A 14350-nucleotide genomic window follows, 5' to 3' on the forward strand; every position below is an offset into this window, starting at 1 on the left:
GTGGAAAGCAGCCTGCACCGGTTCGTGCGCCTGCTGCGCCTGTTCGGCTTGCGCATGTCGGTTTCCGAGGCGACCGACGCGATGCGCGCGGCGGCCCAGGCCGGGGTGCTCGCGGAGCGCGCCGCCCTGCGCGAGGCGTTGCGGATGACGCTGGTCAAGGACCAGCGCGACGACGAACTGTTCGAGGAAGCGTTCGACGCCTACTTTTCGCTGCGGGAGATCGAGCGGCTGCGCGAAGAAACCGGCCATGGGCACGGCCACGACGACCTGTCCGACACCGGCGAACTCGAAACGTTCACCGTCTCGCCGGAGCCGTCCGACACTCCGGAGCAGGGGCACAGCCACGGCAAGCCCGCCGACATCCGGGACTATTTCGATCAGCAGGACCTGGCCCAGCAGTACAACCTGCACCAGGAAGCGAACAAGATCGATCTGGCCGCGATGACCGACGAGATCGTGGTCTCGAAGGACACCGCGTCCGGCGGAGCGGCCACGCCGAGCGTGCAACTGGAAACCTCGTCGCTGCACAACGCCGGCGTGCCGGGCAAACTCGCGCCCGCCACCGGGCGCCGGCTCGACGTCGAACTCACCGTCGCCCAGGAAAACGCCCTGCTCGGCTGGTTGAACGACGCGGAAGTGGACCTCGCGCAACTGGCGCCCGGACTGGCTGGGGTGCTGGAGAACCTTCCGGAACTCCTGCGGCGGCATCTGGAGAAGCTGGCCGAACTCGCCGAAACCGCGGTGGAGACGCGAGTGGTGGAAGCCGCGCGGGCCGAGCGGGTCGACGAACGCGAACGTGCACAGCTGGAAGAGTCGTTGCGGCGGTTGGCACATACCTTGCGCGGCGCGCTGACCAGCCGCAAACGCAACACCTTGCGCGGCCGGGTGCATCCGGCCCGCACGATGCGGCGGAACATGCGGTACGACGGCGTGCCGTTCCGCCCGGTGACCGTCACCCGGGCCGAGGACAAGCCGCGGCTGCTCGTGCTGGCCGACGTTTCGCTGTCGGTGCGCGCCACCGCCCGGTTCACCCTGCACCTGGTGCACGGCCTGCAATCGCTTTTCGGGCAAGTGCGCACGTTCGCGTTCGTCGACGAACCGGCCGAGATCACCGAGCTGTTCGCCGAACACCCGCTGGAACGGGCACTGGGGCTGGTTTTCGACGGCCTGCCCGCGGGCGGGCTGCTGGACGTCGACGCGAACTCCGACTACGGACAGGCGTTCGAGCAACTGCTCGAGGACCACAGCGCCGCGCTGAACCGGCGCACGACGCTGCTGGTGCTCGGAGACGGCCGCGGAAACGGGAACGATCCGAAGCTCGAAGTGTTCGAGGAAATCACCCGGCGCGTGCGGCAAACCCTGTGGCTGACCCCGGAACCGCGGTATTCGTGGCGGCTCGGCGGATGCGATCTGCCCGCGTACGCGGAGTTCTGCGACCACGTGCAGGTGGTCGCGGACCTGGCCAGCCTCGACCGGACAGCGTTCCGGCTGGCCGAGGACGTGCTGGGATGACCACGACCGCGCCGAGCACCGCCGGCCGCTATCTCGATCCGCTCGCCCCCGTCCTGGCCGGGGCGTACTTCGCGCGGCCGCTCGCCGTGGCCAGGGAAACCGCGCGGCGGGACGGGAGCGAACCGCTGGTCCGGACCGAGCACTTCAGCCTGCACAAGGACGGCCGCCGGGTGGAGCTGCGGCACCGGCTGCGCCCGGAGGACCTCGACAACGACCTGGCCGGGTTGCTGGCCGACGAACTCTTCGCGCCCGGCTGGCTGTCCGGAGCCGAGGTTTTCGAGCACGCGTTCACCGGCATCGTCAAGTCCACTGTGGACGATCCGAGGCGAGCGTGGCTGCGGTTCTACGACAACACGCTCGGCCGGATTCGCGCGTGCCTGCGGGAGCCGCCGCGGCGGCCCGGCCGCTCGGTGATCGCCGGGTTCGCGCCGGTGTACGAGCACGCGCTGCGCCTCACGCCGCCCGGACGGGTGCTGGACCTCGGCTCGTGCTTCGGTTTTTTCGCGCTGCTGCTCGCCGAACGCGGCCGCAACGAAGTGGTCGCCTCGGACGTGTCAGCTGGTGCCATGCAGCTGCTCGAGGCGTACGCGACGCGGCGGGACCTCCCGCTGGAAACGCTCGTGTGCGACGCGGCCCGGCTGCCGCTTCCGGACGCGTCGGCGGACACCGTGACCTTGCTGCACCTTCTGGAGCACCTGGATCCGGACGTCGGCGAAGAGGTCGTGCGCGAAGCACTGCGGCTCGCGCGCGGGCCGGTGGTGATCGCCGTGCCGTTCGAGGACGAACCCGCCGATGAGTACGGACACGTCCGCGTCTTCGACCTGCCCGCACTGCACCGGCTCGGAGCGCGCTCGGGCCGCCGGTTCAGCGTGCACCAGCACCACGGCGGCTGGCTCGTCCTGCATCCCCGCTGACTGCCGCGCAGGCGATGCGCGGCGACCTAAGGAGGAAATGATGACTGCAGCGGAAATCGACGTCCCTGTTTCGCCCGCGGCCGCCGAACCGGACCCGGCGCCCTCGCCGCTCGGCGGCGATCCGGCCCTGATCGGCGTGCCGACCTTCCTCGTCGGCTCGATCGCGCTCGGGCTCACGCTGGTCGGTTTCGTCCCGGCCGCCGCGGTCGGCGCGCCGCTGGCGATCATTCTCGTCGCCACCGGGATCGGCCAGCTCGTGTCCGCGGTGTGGGCGGCGGCGCTCGGGCAGAACGCGGTCGCCGGGATTTTCGGCGTCTTCTCCGGATTCTGGCTCAGTTACGCGGTGCTGGTGTTCGGCCTGCTGCACAACTGGTTCGCGGTCCCCGCCGCGAACACCGCCGCGACGCAGGAATTGTTCCTGCTCTCCTGGCTGGTCACCATCGTCCTGCTCACCCTCGCCACGCTCCGGCTGCCGCTCGCGTTCACGCTGCTGTTCGTGCTCGTCGACGTGGCGCTCGCGCTGGTGCTGACGGCGACCGCCCAGGGCTCCGCGACACTGCAGACCGCGGGCGGCATCGGGGTGTTCGCGTTCGTCGCGGTCGGCGTCTACCTGTTCTTCCACGCCGCCTCGCTGGCCACCGGAGGAAAGGGGCTCCCGCTCGGCCGTCCGGTGGTCGGCTGAAGCAGGCCCGGCCGGTCCGTCGCGTGGGTTCCGTCCGCGGCGGACCGGCCGTTTCAGATCACGCCCGCCTTGCTGGCCTCGTAGACCGCTTCGGCCCGGCTGCTGGCGTCGAGTTTGCGCATGATGTTGCGGACGTGGAACTTCACCGTGGTTTCGGAGATGTACAGCTTGCCGCCGATGACGCGGTTGCTCAGGCCGTTCGCCAGCAGCCGCAGCACGTTCAGCTCGCGGTCGGTGAACGACGGCCGTTCCCGGGCCACCCGCATCGACCGCGCCATCGCCGCCGCGGACCGCGAATCGAAAGCGCTTTCGTTGCGCGCCACCGCGCGGATCGAGCGCAGCAGCTCGGTGGTGTCCACGTCCTTGACCACGTAGCCGCGCGCGCCGTGGTGGACCACGTCGACCACCAGCGCGTCGTCGAGGAACGTCGTCAGCACGAGCACCCCCAGGTCCGGATAGCGCCGCGTGAGCCGGGCGCACAGGTCCAGCCCTTCGGTGTCCGCGCCGGTGGACAGCTTGAGGTCCAGCAGCACGATCGACGGCCGCACGGACTCGATCACCGCCAGCGCCTCGTCCGCGGCCCCGGCCTCGCCGACGACCTGCAGGTCGGTTTCGCGCTCCAGCAGCGAGCGCAGGCCCTGCCGGACGATCGCGTGGTCGTCCACGAGCACGATCCGCACGGGGCCGGCGGGCACGGTCTGCTCAGCCGTCATCGGGTGCCTCCCATTCCGCGGGCACCGGCAGCGGCACCCGGACCTGCAGGCGGATCCCGCCCATCCGGGAGCGGCGGATCGTCAGCTCCCCGCCCAGTTCCTCCGCTCGGGCCAGCATGTTCGCCAGGCCGCGGTGCCGCCCGGAAAGGTCCGCCGCCTTGGTCAGCCGCAGCGCCCGGCGGATCTGCGCGGGATCGCCGTCGCCGTCGTCGGACACGCTGAGCACCACGGCCGAACCGTCCGGCCGGTACTGCAGCCGCACCAGCGCGCGCTCGGCTTTGCCGTGCGCGGCCGCGTTGAACAACGCCTCGCCGGCCATCCGCACGATCGACTGCTCCGCCCGCGGCGGCAGCGCCACCGGGCTGCCCGCGACCCGCACCTGGACCGACAGTTCGGTCAGTCCGTGCACAGTGGACAGCCGTTCGAGCAGCACCGGCAACGGCCCGGGCGTTTCGCCGGAAGCGTGGTGCAGCGCGTAAATCGACGCGCGCAGCCGCTCGACCGCCTGCCTCGTCATTTCCTTCGCGGGCGCGAGCTGCTCGGCGATCTCCGCGGCCCGGCCGCCCAGCGCGGCCAGCTCGGCCCGGCAGACCTCGATCGTCATGCCCGCGCCCAGCACGGACTGCGCCACGCTGTCGTGCAGTTCGCGGGCGATCCGGTGCCGTTCGTCGTCGAGCACCTGCCGCTGCATGACCTCGACCAGCCGTTCCTGCGTCTGGGCCAGCTCGGCGCTGCGCGCGGCGAGGTCGCGGGCCTGGCGTTCGGCCGCCTCGGACAGCCGTTCGGTGCGGCCGCGCAGCTGGGCGGCCGCGTGGAACAGGAACGAGTTGTGCAGCGCGACCGCGGCTTGGTTGCCCAGCACGCGCAGGATGGCGACGTCGGTGGCGGCGACCTCCAGGCCCGGCGCGGGCCGGGCGACGATCCCGCCGACCGGTTCGTCGTCCAGCGTCATCGTCGCGCGGACCAACCCGTCGCGGTGCGGCCACGCGTCGAGTTCCCACGGCCGGGTGCGCAGCACGTCGAGATGTTCGAGGACCTCCTCGGGAACGTCCGCCCGGTCGTCGACGATCGTCCCGCCGACGTTCAGCACGAACCTCGGCCGCGCCGCGCGCAACGCGCCGTCGGCCACCGCGAGCAGCAGCCAGTCCGCCTGCAGGTGCTCCGAAGCCGCCCGGAGCACCGCTTCGACCAGCGCCCGCGGCCCCTCCGCGGTGCGCACGAGCGCCCGGGAGATGCCGTCGAGCGCTTCGACCGCCCGCGAAACCCGTTCGGTCGAACGGACGTACTCCGGATAGAACGACCGCTTGCCCGACCGCACCCCGGTCAGGACGCCCAGGTCGGCCGCGACTCGCTCGGGATCGTTCACAGCGCCGCCCGGAACAGCGCCTCGATGTCTTCCACCCGGGCCTGGCGCGGGTTGGTCGCCAGGCACGCGTCCTTCATCGTGGTGCGGGCCAGCGTGGGGATCTTGTCCTCGGTGACGCCGAGCCCGGCCAGTCCGCGCGGCACGCCGACCTCGTCGGCGAGCTGGCGGGCGCGGTCGGCGAGCAGGTGCGCGGCTTCGAGCCCGGGCAGCCCCTCGGTGTCGATCCCGGCGGCCGCGGCGAGCGGGACGAACCGCTCCGGCTCCCGCGCGGCGTTGAACCGGATCACGTGCGGCAGCAGCACCCCGTTGACCACGCCGTGCGGCGCGTCGAGCAGACCGCCGACCTGGTGGCTCATCGCGTGCGTAGCGCCGAGGATCGCGTTGGTGAAGGCCATCCCGGCCTCCAGCGAGCCCTGCGCCATCGCGGTGCGCGCCCGCGCCTCGCGCGGTTTGAGCTGCGTGCGCAGCAGGTTGCGGGTGATCAGCCCGACGGCCTGCAGCGCGTGGTTGTCGGTGAGCGGGTTGTGCGCCTTGGAGACGAACGCCTCGATGCCGTGGGTCAGCGCGTCGAGGCCGGTCGCCGCGTTGAGCAGGTCCGGCATCGTGGTGAGCAGCCGCGGGTCGATCACCGAGATCTCCGGCACCAGCGTCCGGCTGATGATGGTGATCTTGACGTGCTGGCTGGTGTCGGTGACGACGGCGAACTGCGACACGTCCGCGCCGGTGCCCGAGGTGGAGGGCACCATGACCGTGGGCGGGATCGGGTGCACGACCTTGTCCACGCCCTCGTAGCCGAGGATGCGCCCGCCGTTGCCGGACAGGATCGCGACGCCCTTCGCCGCGTCGATGCACGACCCGCCGCCGAGTCCGACGATCACGTCGCTGCCGCTTTCGCAGTAGCGCTCGAAGGCGCTCTGGATCTCGTGGTCCTTGGGATTGGGCGTGACGCCGTGCCAGACGACCGGAGCCAGCCCGGCCAGCCGCAGGTGCCCGATGGCCTCGTCGACCCAGCCCGCCTCGATCAGCCCGGGGTCGGTGACCAGGAACGGTCGGCGCGCGCCGACCCGCAGCGTGCAGTGGCCGAGCTCGGCCAGGGAACCGGGCCCGAAGACGATCTCCGGGGCGTGGAACTTCGCCAGCCCCGCCGGTCCGCGCGCCGGGTGCGCGCCGACGACCTGCGGGCCGGACAGCTCCGCCGGCCCGTCCTCGCCCGCCCCGTGGTCCATGGTGATCGCAGCGCCTTCCGCGAGTCGGAGCATCGGGACCTCCCGACCTGCTGAGGAGCGTGATGCCTGCACGAGGGTAACCCCTCCGCCGCCCGGCGCAGCGTCCTCCAGCGTAAGCCCCCGCCGCCCGCCGCGCCCCCTCCTTCGCGGCCGTTCGCACCTGTCCGGTCGGACAGGTGCGAACGGCGGAAGCGCTTGCGAGGATGGACGACTGGCACACAAGACGACGACGTCGGGATGTCCATGCACGAACTCGATTCGCTTCGCCGGCGCAGGATCGATCTCGAACAGCGGTGGGCGGAGGCGGTGCCCCGGCTGCGGCAGGCGGCGCCCCGGGCCGGATCCGGCGACCTGATGCTCCGCCGCGAGGTCGCCGAATCGTGGATCAGATCGCTGTCCACCGTGGATCCCGCGACCGACAGCGCTCCGGTCGCCGACGGCGGCGTCGTCCGGCCGCGCTGGGCCGGGTCGCCGCTGCGCGAGCCGGTGCGGCGCGTCGAGGACGAACTGCGGACGATCGCCGACGACGCGGGCTTCATCGCCGCGGTGACCGACGAGACCGGCACGATCCTGTGGACCTGCGGCGGCCGGGTGATGCGCCGGCGGGCCGAGCAGGTCAACTTCGCTCCCGGCGGGCGGTGGGACGAAACGGCGATGGGCACCAACGCGCTGTCGCTCGCGCTGCGCACCGGACGGCCGAGCGCGGTGTTCTCGGCCGAACATCTGGTGGCCGCGCTGCACGGCTGGGTCTGCTACTGCGCTCCCATCCGGGACGCGCGAGGCCAGGTGCTCGGTGTCCTCGACCTGTCGAGCACCTGGGACCGTTCGCATCCGCTGGCGATGTCGACGGTGCGATCGCTGGTCTCGGCCATCGAGTCGGGACTGCCCGCGGCGCCGCCCGCCGGACTGCGGGTGTCGGCGCTGGGAGTGGCCGCGGCGGCCCGCGACGGCGTGCGGCTCAACCTGCGCCCGCGGCAGCTCGAGATCCTGACTCTGCTCGCGCTGCAGCCGGAGGGATACTCCCTCGACGCGCTGCGCGAAGCGCTGTACGGCGACCGGATGGTGAGCACGACAACGGTCCGCGCCGAGGCCTCCCACCTGCGCAACGCGCTCGGCGGCGTCCTCACCGCCCGCCGCTACGCCTCGACGGTGCCGATCGAATGCGACGCGGTGGACGTGCTGAAAGCGTTGGAGCGCCGGGATTTGGCCACGGCTGTGCGGCTGTACCGCGGTCCGTTGCTGCCGCAGTCGGAAGCACCCGGCATCGTGCGCTGGCGGGACCACCTGGAGGTGACCATGCGGGAAGCGGTGCTCGCCAGCGAGGCGCCGGAACCCGCACTCGCTTACGGCGAACGTGCCTGGTACGACGCGGAAATCCACGAGCACGCCCTCGGTTCGCTCCCCCGCGGCGACGCCCGCCGGGCCCTCGCCGCCGGCCGCCTCGCCGTCGCCCGGCAGGAGTGACGCCGGGCGCCAACCCCGTGCCAACCTTCCGCGCGCATCGTGAGCCCCGTCACGCGAGACCGGCGAGGAAGGGGACACGGTGGAAGGACAATCCGGGACGGCGACCGGGCCTTACGTCCGGGTGCGGATCACCCGGGCCGCCGAGGACCTGATCCTGCGGCTGCGGCGGCGGCACGGCCCGCTGATGGTCCAGCAGACCGGCGGCCGCGGCGACGGCAGCGAGCCGATGTGCCATCCGCACAGCGAATTCCGGCTGGGCCGTTCCGACGTCCTGATCGGCGAACTGGCCGGCGGCACGCCGTTCTGGATGAGCGCCGACCAGTACGAGCACTGGCGGCACAACGACCTGACCGTCGACGTCGTGCCCGGCCGCGGAAACGAGTTCTCCCTCGAAGCCCCGGAAGGGGTCCGGTTCCAGGTCCGGTCACGGGTGCTTCCGGGCCACGGGTAGCGACTCCCCTTTCCGCCGGCACTGCTGGGTCCTCAGTGGACAGTGCACCGCCGTCTACGCGGCAAGGGGAACGCGGTCTGCTATCCCGGCAGGTGGGCGAGCACGTTGACGACAGTGCCGCCTGGGTCCTCGACGAAGAACCGCCGCACGCCCCACGGTTCGTCGGTCAGCGGATAGACGACGCGCAGCCCGCGCCGGACCGCCTCGGCGTGCGCCGCGTCGACCGCCTCCGGTTCGCCGAGGTCGATTCCCCAGCGCGGGACCGGGTCGGTGCTTCCGGGCGGGAGGACGAGCACCTGAGCAGCCGGGCGGTCGCCGCCGCGGAAACCGAGAACGGGGTCGTCCATGGCGACGTCGAGCCCCAGGACGCGGACGTAGAAGTCGCGGGTCGCGGCGTCGTCGGAGCCTTCGGAGTAGGCGATGATGCGCTTGATCACCCGGCCAGCGTCGCAGACCGCCGCGGCCGACGGCTTGGAGAAACGGGAGCTAGCCGCCGGCGGAGTAGGCGACGCGGCGGTGCCGTCCCGGACGCTGGACCCGCCAATGCCGTCCGCGCGACGACGACCGGCCGTCGCCGCGGGCCGCGAGGGCCAGGTGACGTTCCGCGAACTGCTCCGCGGTGATGCTCATCAGAACCGGGTACTTGACTTCCCCGCGCAGCAACTCAGCGTCGCGGAGCCGGCCCTCCTCGCGGAAGCCCAGCTCGCCGTGCAGCGACAACGACGCGAAGTTGCTCCCGTTGACGCTCACCTCGCACGCCCGGTACCGGCACCGCCCGAACATGAACGCCAGCAGCAGCGCGACCGCGTCGGCGGCGTAACCGCAGCGGCGGTGCTGCGGGCCGACCCCGATCCCGTAGCTGAACCGGCCGGCGACCGGGTCCGTTTCGACCCACACGGAGCCGACCAGCGTCCGGTTGTGCAGCGTCTCGATCGCGAAGTGGAAGCCGTCCGGGGACGAGTGCGCGCGGTGCGTCGCCCAGTGCCGGTAGCCGCCGACCTGCGGATCCCGCGCCCGGACCGAGTCCCGGTCGAACCCGGCGAGGGTGCGCTGGTCGCCGGGGCGGACCTCGCGCAGCCGCACCTTCCGGCCGACCTCGTCGACCCGCCACGGGGCGACGACACCGGACGCGGACCGCCGAGACGCATTCGTGATCATCGGGAGAGATGGTACCGGGCCGTGCCCGGGCGGCCGCCAGAGAATCCCCCGTTCGGTTCCGGGCTTGGTTACCGAGTGCAGTTTCCCTTGGTGGGCAAGGGTTTGTCCGGGTCGAACTGACCCGGTTCCCGGCTCAGCGGGGGAGCGCCGTAGTCCGGGTCGCTGAACGCGGGCGCGAGGTCCTCGGGGTTGCCGGTGTGGCACGCGATGCTGGTGTAGAACCCGCCGCCGTCGCCGAGCCACAGGCCGCGGCTGCCCGGCGCCCACCGCGAGCCGCTGCGCAGGATGTAGTCGCGGTCGACCCGGACGAACGGGGCCAGGTCGCCAGGCCCCTCGACGACGCGGTTGCCCGGGTCGAAGGCGTAGGCCACCACGTAGGAGACGTGCACCGTCAACTCGCCGGGTGCGCCCGGGCGGACGGTCATCTTCCCCGTCATCCGCGGCGGCACGGGAAGCAGGTGGTAGCCCTCGGCGAAGTAGGTCACGTAGCCCTGCACGTGGTCTTCCACGTCCTTGCGCGCGTCCGGGGCGAAGAGGCCGACGTACCCGCCCGGATGCCGCCCGACCTGGGTGTCCGGGTCGAACTGCGCGATCTCGACCGCGTGCTTGACCTGCTCCTGCGCCTCGCCCACCTGCTTCGCGGAGAACGAGCCGGCCTTCGCCGGGGCGGGGATCGCCAGCCCGGCGATGCCCTCCGGCCAGTTCTGCGCCGGGGTGTCGAGGAACGGCCGGGCCAGGTCGACGTGCCCCGAGTCCGGGAGATCGGTCGGCGCGGGCGCGGTGGTGGCGGCCGGCGCGGACGCGGACGCAGCCGGGCTTTTCCCGGCGACTTCCTCCGGGCTGGTCCCCTGCTTCCACACGTAGAACCCGGCCGCCGCCACGACGAGCACCACCCCGGCCCAGATGGCCGCGGTCCTGCGCCGGCGCGCCCGGCGGCGGTCGCGGCGCAAGCCGGTCCAGGCTTCCTTCTCGGCGTGCCGCTGCCAATCCGGATCCATCAGGTCCGGGTGGCGCTCGATGTCGTGCTCGTCCACTTGCCCGCCTCGCGTCGTCGATCCTGCCTCGAAGATCGACAACCGCGGGGAGGCGTTACGAGCAGCGGTGCTTCGCAATCATTTCGGGATCTTCGCGGCACTCAAATCAATTTGCACGGAATGTCGGCATTTTCGTCGAGGTGATACGAAGCGCACACGCGGTGGTAACCGTCCGCGATGACGAGATCGTCGGCCGTCTCGAAACCGGGGTGGCCGTGGCCGCGGACGAGCAGGACCGGCGAGAGTGCCTTGCCGTTCTTGACCTTCTCGAGGTCCTTCGCGACGTGCACGTTGTCCTCGGGCAGGAGCTTCAGCCTGCTGGCCCGCAGGATGTCCTTCGCCTTGCGGTGGGTCAGCTCCGCTTCTTTCAGCTGGCCGATCAAGCCGGTCGCGGTCTCCTCGGGCGCGACGAGCGTGAGATAGTCGAACGCGGCCGGATAATCGTGGTCGTCCGGCTCGTTTTTCCAGTGTTCCTTCATGGGTCCTCCCTCGATTCGGCAGCGCGGACCTCGACCTCGTGGACCGCGCGGGACGCGGCCCACGCGGTGACGCCGACGCTGATCAGCGCGGCGGCGAGCATCGCTCCGCCTTCGCCCGGAGCGAGCAATCGTTCGTGCGTGCCGATGGTGACCGCCGCGACCGGCACGCCCAGCTGCGCGCCCGCGAGCACCGCCAGCGGCAACGGCTGCCCGAGCAGCCGCGTCGCACCGTGGACCACCACCGAGCCGGCCGCGAGCAACGCCGCCAGCACGAACATCACCGGATGCTGGCCGAGCGCGCGCAGATCGAGCGAAGCGCCCAGCCAGACGAAGAACACCGGCCCGAGGAAGCCGTCGGTCACCGCGAACAGCTGCCGGGCCAGCCGGCGCGGCTCCCCCACCGCGGCCAGGGCGAGCCCCGCGACGAACCCGGCCAGCATCACCGACACCCCGACGAGCTGCGCCAGCCCGGCGAGTCCGAAAAGGACAATCAGCGCGATCCGCAGTTCGAGTCCGAAATGCCGGGACTTGCTGAGGTCGTGCGCTTTGTCGACGAGCCCGCGGGCATGCAGCCACCGCAGGACCGCGAACCACACGGCACCGGCCGCGACGACCGCCAGCGCCCCGAGCGCGGCCCGCCCGGCCCGCGCCGGAGCGGCCGCCAGCGGCAGTGCCACGATGCACGCCGTGTCCGCGATCGCGACCTGCACGGTCAGCGCCAGCGCGGGCGGCGTGCCGAGTTTCGCCTCGTTCAGCACCGGCATCACCAGCGCCGCGGAACTGGACGCGATAAGGACGGCGTAGAGCAGCCCGTGCCCGGCGCCGACGAGCGCCGCCACGCCGAACCCGGCGGGCACGGACAACACGCCCGCCGTCGCGGCCAGCAACGCCCCGCGCCCGGCCGCGACGCGCAACGCCGGGTCCCGCAACGGCACATGGCTTCCCGCGACCAGCATCACCAGCGCGAACCCGGCCGACGCGACGTAGGAGAGGATCGGCTCCTCGGCGTTCACCCAGCCGAGCCCGGTCCGGCCGACCGCGACGCCGAGCAGGATTTCCCCGACGACGATCGGGATCCGGGCCCGTCGCGGGGTGGCGAGCAGCGGCCCGGCCAGGCCGGCGAGAAGGACGACCGCCATCGCGAACAAGGTCATCGGCGCGCCTCCTCCCGCCGAGCATTGTCGCCCGGCGCGGCTGCCCGGGCTAGTCCGCATCACCTGGATGCGGTCCGCTCGCGGAACCGCGGCGCGCGATCGGCCGGCCGGGCACAAGCACGCCGCAGCTCGGCGCTTTCTCCGCAGCGGACAGTGCCCACGGCGCGCGAAGCGATCCCTGCCCGCCCGACGAATGTCCGTGAAGGGCCCCTTGGGGGAATCTGATTCCCGCAAGGAGTCCTTCACGGACCTCGGCGACGGAGGCCGCGGGTGCGCAGCTGCCTGCCGTCAGCGGCGGATCAGCCCCTGTTCCTTCCCCGCCGCCACCGCCGCGGTCCGGGAATCCACCCCAAGTTTCGAGTAAATGTGCACCAGATGCGATTTCACCGTCGCCTGGCTCAGGAACAGCCGCTTGCTGATCTCCAGGTTCGACAATCCGTCCGCGACGAGCCCCAGCACCTCGATTTCCCGCGGCGACAACGCGGCGGCCGGGGTGCGCATGCGGTTCATCAGCCGGTGGGCGACCGCGGGGGCCAGGACGGTCTGCCCGGCGGCGGCGTTCCGCACCGCGGCGGCGAGGTCTTCCGGCGGCGCGTCCTTCAGCAGGTACCCGGTCGCGCCCGCTTCGATCGCGGCCAGGATGTCGCCGTCCGTGTCGTAGGTCGTCAGGACCAGGACTTTCGGGGCGTCCGCCGGCGCGGTGATCGCCGCGGTCGCTTCGGAGCCGGACATGCCAGAGCCGAACTGGAGGTCCATCAGCACGACGTCCGCGCCGCCCGCGAGGCGCACGGCCTCCTCGGCGGACGACGCTTCGGCGACGACTTCCAGGTCCGGTTCGGTTTCCAGGACGGCGCGCAAACCGGCGCGCACGACCGGGTGGTCATCGGCCAGCAGGAGGCGGATCATCGCGCGTCCACGGGGAAGCTCACGGCCAGCGCGGTGCCGTTGCCCGGCGACGATTCCACTGTCCACGAGCCGCCAAGGGACCGGGCGCGGGCGCGCATCGCGGGCAGGCCGAAGCCGCTGCCGCCGCGCACTGCTTGCGGGTCGAAGCCGATGCCGTCGTCCACGGCGTCCAGGGTGATGCTCGTGTCCATGTAACTCAAGGTCAACTCGGCCCGGCTGGCCGCGGCGTGCCGGACGGTGTTGGCCAGTGCTGACTGGGCGATCCGCAGCAGCGCGACCTCGTACGCGGTGGGCACGTCGAACGGGGTGCCGCTGAGGTGAAAGTGGACAGTCAGGCCGGAACGCTGTTGCGTGGTCGCGCACAGTCGTTCCAGGGCCGCGGGCAACGAAGCGCCTTCCAGCTCCACCGGGGCCAGCGCGTAGACGAGGCGGCGGGCTTCGGCGAGGTTGTCCTGGGCGGCCTGCCGGGCCTGCATCACGTGCGGGACCGCGGCGTCCGGACGGTCCGGGAGCGCGCGTTCGGCGGCGCGGAGCAGCAGGTGGATGCTCGACAGGCCCTGCGCCAGGGTGTCGTGGATTTCCCGGGCGAGGCGTTCGCGTTCGGCAAGGACGCCCGCGGAGCGTTCCATCGCGGCCAGGTCGTTGCGGGTCTCGCGCAGTTCCTCGATGAGCTGCCGCCGCTGTTCGCTTTCGCGGTAGAGCACCTGATAGCCGAGGACGGTGGCTATCGCGACCGCCGCCCCGAGCGCCGGGCCGAGGAGCACGCCGACGCTGAATCCGCCTTGGTGGCGGGTGAAACCGGCGATCGCCAGAACGGTGGTCAGCGCGACCACCGCCGGACCCCAGCGCGTCGGCAGCAGGTGCATCTGCAGGAAATACAGCGGGAAAGCCAGCCACACCCCGTCCGGGGTGAGCCACAGCAGCGCTAACCACGCGACGCCGAGCACGGCCAGCCATCCGGCCGTCGCGCCCGGGAACCGGCCGACCCGGGGCAGCAACGGACCCGCGGTGTAGACGCCGCCCATCACCAGCGCGCCGGCCAGCACCGCGGGTGCGTTCGAGAACCCTCCGGCGAACGCGCGCGCGACGGCGAGCACCAGCAACCCGGCCAGCAGGAGGTGCAGGCAGACGCGCAGCACGCGCAACGGCCGGTCGAGGGTGTGCGGGTTCACGAAAGCCTCCTGTCTCGATTGTCCGGGTCCGCTGCGGAATCCGCATCAATCGAAAGGTTGAGCGCCGGGTGCACCCATCGATTCCGGGAAGGCCGTCCGCGGCGCGATGTTCCCGCGTC

General features: G+C 72.0%; 15 protein-coding genes. 5 read left to right on the forward strand and 10 right to left on the reverse strand.

Annotation, left to right across the window (positions count from 1 at the left end; all coding sequences use genetic code 11):
* The 3 genes from L942_RS00130 to L942_RS00140 are packed head-to-tail and all read left to right on the forward strand — an operon-like array spanning position 1 to position 3108.
* A complete protein-coding gene (locus L942_RS00130) occupies positions 1-1512 on the forward strand; it encodes a VWA domain-containing protein (RefSeq protein WP_037353166.1) in 1512 nt (503 codons plus the stop codon).
* The gene (gene mftM / locus L942_RS00135; protein WP_037353168.1) at positions 1509-2426 is read left to right on the forward strand and encodes a mycofactocin oligosaccharide methyltransferase MftM; all 918 of its coding nucleotides are present in this window, start codon (positions 1509-1511) and stop codon (positions 2424-2426) included. The genes L942_RS00130 and mftM overlap by 4 nt, the downstream gene beginning before the upstream one ends.
* Before the next feature lie 40 nt (positions 2427-2466).
* On the forward strand, positions 2467-3108 hold the full coding sequence (locus tag L942_RS00140) for a GPR1/FUN34/YaaH family transporter (RefSeq protein WP_037353248.1): 642 nt from the start codon (positions 2467-2469) through the stop codon (positions 3106-3108).
* A 53-nt stretch (positions 3109-3161) separates the two neighbouring features.
* Here the strand turns inward: L942_RS00140 and L942_RS00145 are convergent, their stop codons facing one another.
* From L942_RS00145 to L942_RS00155, 3 genes are read right to left on the reverse strand one after another with little or no spacing between them, the layout of a single operon-like run.
* Positions 3162-3821 carry a MadR family response regulator transcription factor gene (locus tag L942_RS00145; RefSeq protein WP_037353171.1) on the reverse strand — a complete coding sequence of 220 codons (660 nt, stop codon included), beginning with the start codon at positions 3819-3821 and terminating at the stop codon, positions 3162-3164.
* Entirely contained in the window at positions 3811-5187 is a 1377-nt protein-coding gene (locus L942_RS00150) for a MadS family sensor histidine kinase (RefSeq protein WP_037353173.1), read from the reverse strand. Before L942_RS00150 ends, L942_RS00145 begins: the two co-directional genes overlap by 11 nt.
* Positions 5184-6446: an iron-containing alcohol dehydrogenase gene (locus L942_RS00155; RefSeq protein WP_081654883.1), complete on the reverse strand. Its 1263-nt coding sequence runs from the start codon at positions 6444-6446 to the stop codon at positions 5184-5186. The genes L942_RS00150 and L942_RS00155 overlap by 4 nt, the downstream gene beginning before the upstream one ends.
* A 204-nt stretch (positions 6447-6650) precedes the next feature.
* Here L942_RS00155 and L942_RS00160 point away from each other — a divergent pair, with 204 nt between their 5' ends.
* Both L942_RS00160 and L942_RS00165 read left to right on the forward strand, forming a co-directional pair.
* A complete protein-coding gene (locus L942_RS00160; RefSeq protein ID WP_235078812.1) occupies positions 6651-7877 on the forward strand; it encodes a GAF domain-containing protein in 1227 nt (408 codons plus the stop codon).
* 79 nt (positions 7878-7956) lie between these two features.
* Entirely contained in the window at positions 7957-8328 is a 372-nt protein-coding gene (locus L942_RS00165; RefSeq protein ID WP_051165633.1) for a DUF779 domain-containing protein, read from the forward strand.
* Between the two features lie 80 nt (positions 8329-8408).
* Here the strand turns inward: L942_RS00165 and L942_RS00170 are convergent, their stop codons facing one another.
* The 7 genes from L942_RS00170 to L942_RS00200 form a co-directional block, all read right to left on the reverse strand.
* Positions 8409-8765 carry a VOC family protein gene (locus L942_RS00170; RefSeq protein WP_037353175.1) on the reverse strand — a complete coding sequence of 119 codons (357 nt, stop codon included), beginning with the start codon at positions 8763-8765 and terminating at the stop codon, positions 8409-8411.
* Positions 8766-8814: 49 nt separating this feature from the next.
* Entirely contained in the window at positions 8815-9411 is a 597-nt protein-coding gene (locus tag L942_RS00175; RefSeq protein ID WP_081654886.1) for a GNAT family N-acetyltransferase, read from the reverse strand.
* A gap of 143 nt (positions 9412-9554) precedes the next feature.
* Positions 9555-10520 (reverse strand): hypothetical protein, encoded by a 966-nt coding sequence (locus L942_RS00180; RefSeq protein ID WP_037353180.1) that lies wholly within the window; start codon positions 10518-10520, stop codon positions 9555-9557.
* A 101-nt stretch (positions 10521-10621) separates the two neighbouring features.
* Positions 10622-10999 (reverse strand): hypothetical protein, encoded by a 378-nt coding sequence (locus tag L942_RS00185; protein WP_037353183.1) that lies wholly within the window; start codon positions 10997-10999, stop codon positions 10622-10624.
* A complete protein-coding gene (locus tag L942_RS00190; RefSeq protein WP_037353185.1) occupies positions 10996-12153 on the reverse strand; it encodes a cation:proton antiporter in 1158 nt (385 codons plus the stop codon). The genes L942_RS00185 and L942_RS00190 overlap by 4 nt, the downstream gene beginning before the upstream one ends.
* Before the next feature lie 288 nt (positions 12154-12441).
* Positions 12442-13059, reverse strand: a complete 618-nt coding sequence (locus L942_RS00195) for a response regulator (protein ID WP_037353188.1) — start codon at positions 13057-13059, stop codon at positions 12442-12444.
* On the reverse strand, positions 13056-14231 hold the full coding sequence (locus L942_RS00200; RefSeq protein ID WP_037353191.1) for a sensor histidine kinase: 1176 nt from the start codon (positions 14229-14231) through the stop codon (positions 13056-13058). Before L942_RS00200 ends, L942_RS00195 begins: the two co-directional genes overlap by 4 nt.
* Between the last annotated feature and the right edge of the window lie 119 nt (positions 14232-14350).

The sequence above is a fragment of the Amycolatopsis orientalis DSM 43388 genome, assembly GCF_000411975.1.
Classification (GTDB): Bacteria; Actinomycetota; Actinomycetes; order Mycobacteriales; family Pseudonocardiaceae; genus Amycolatopsis; species Amycolatopsis orientalis_D.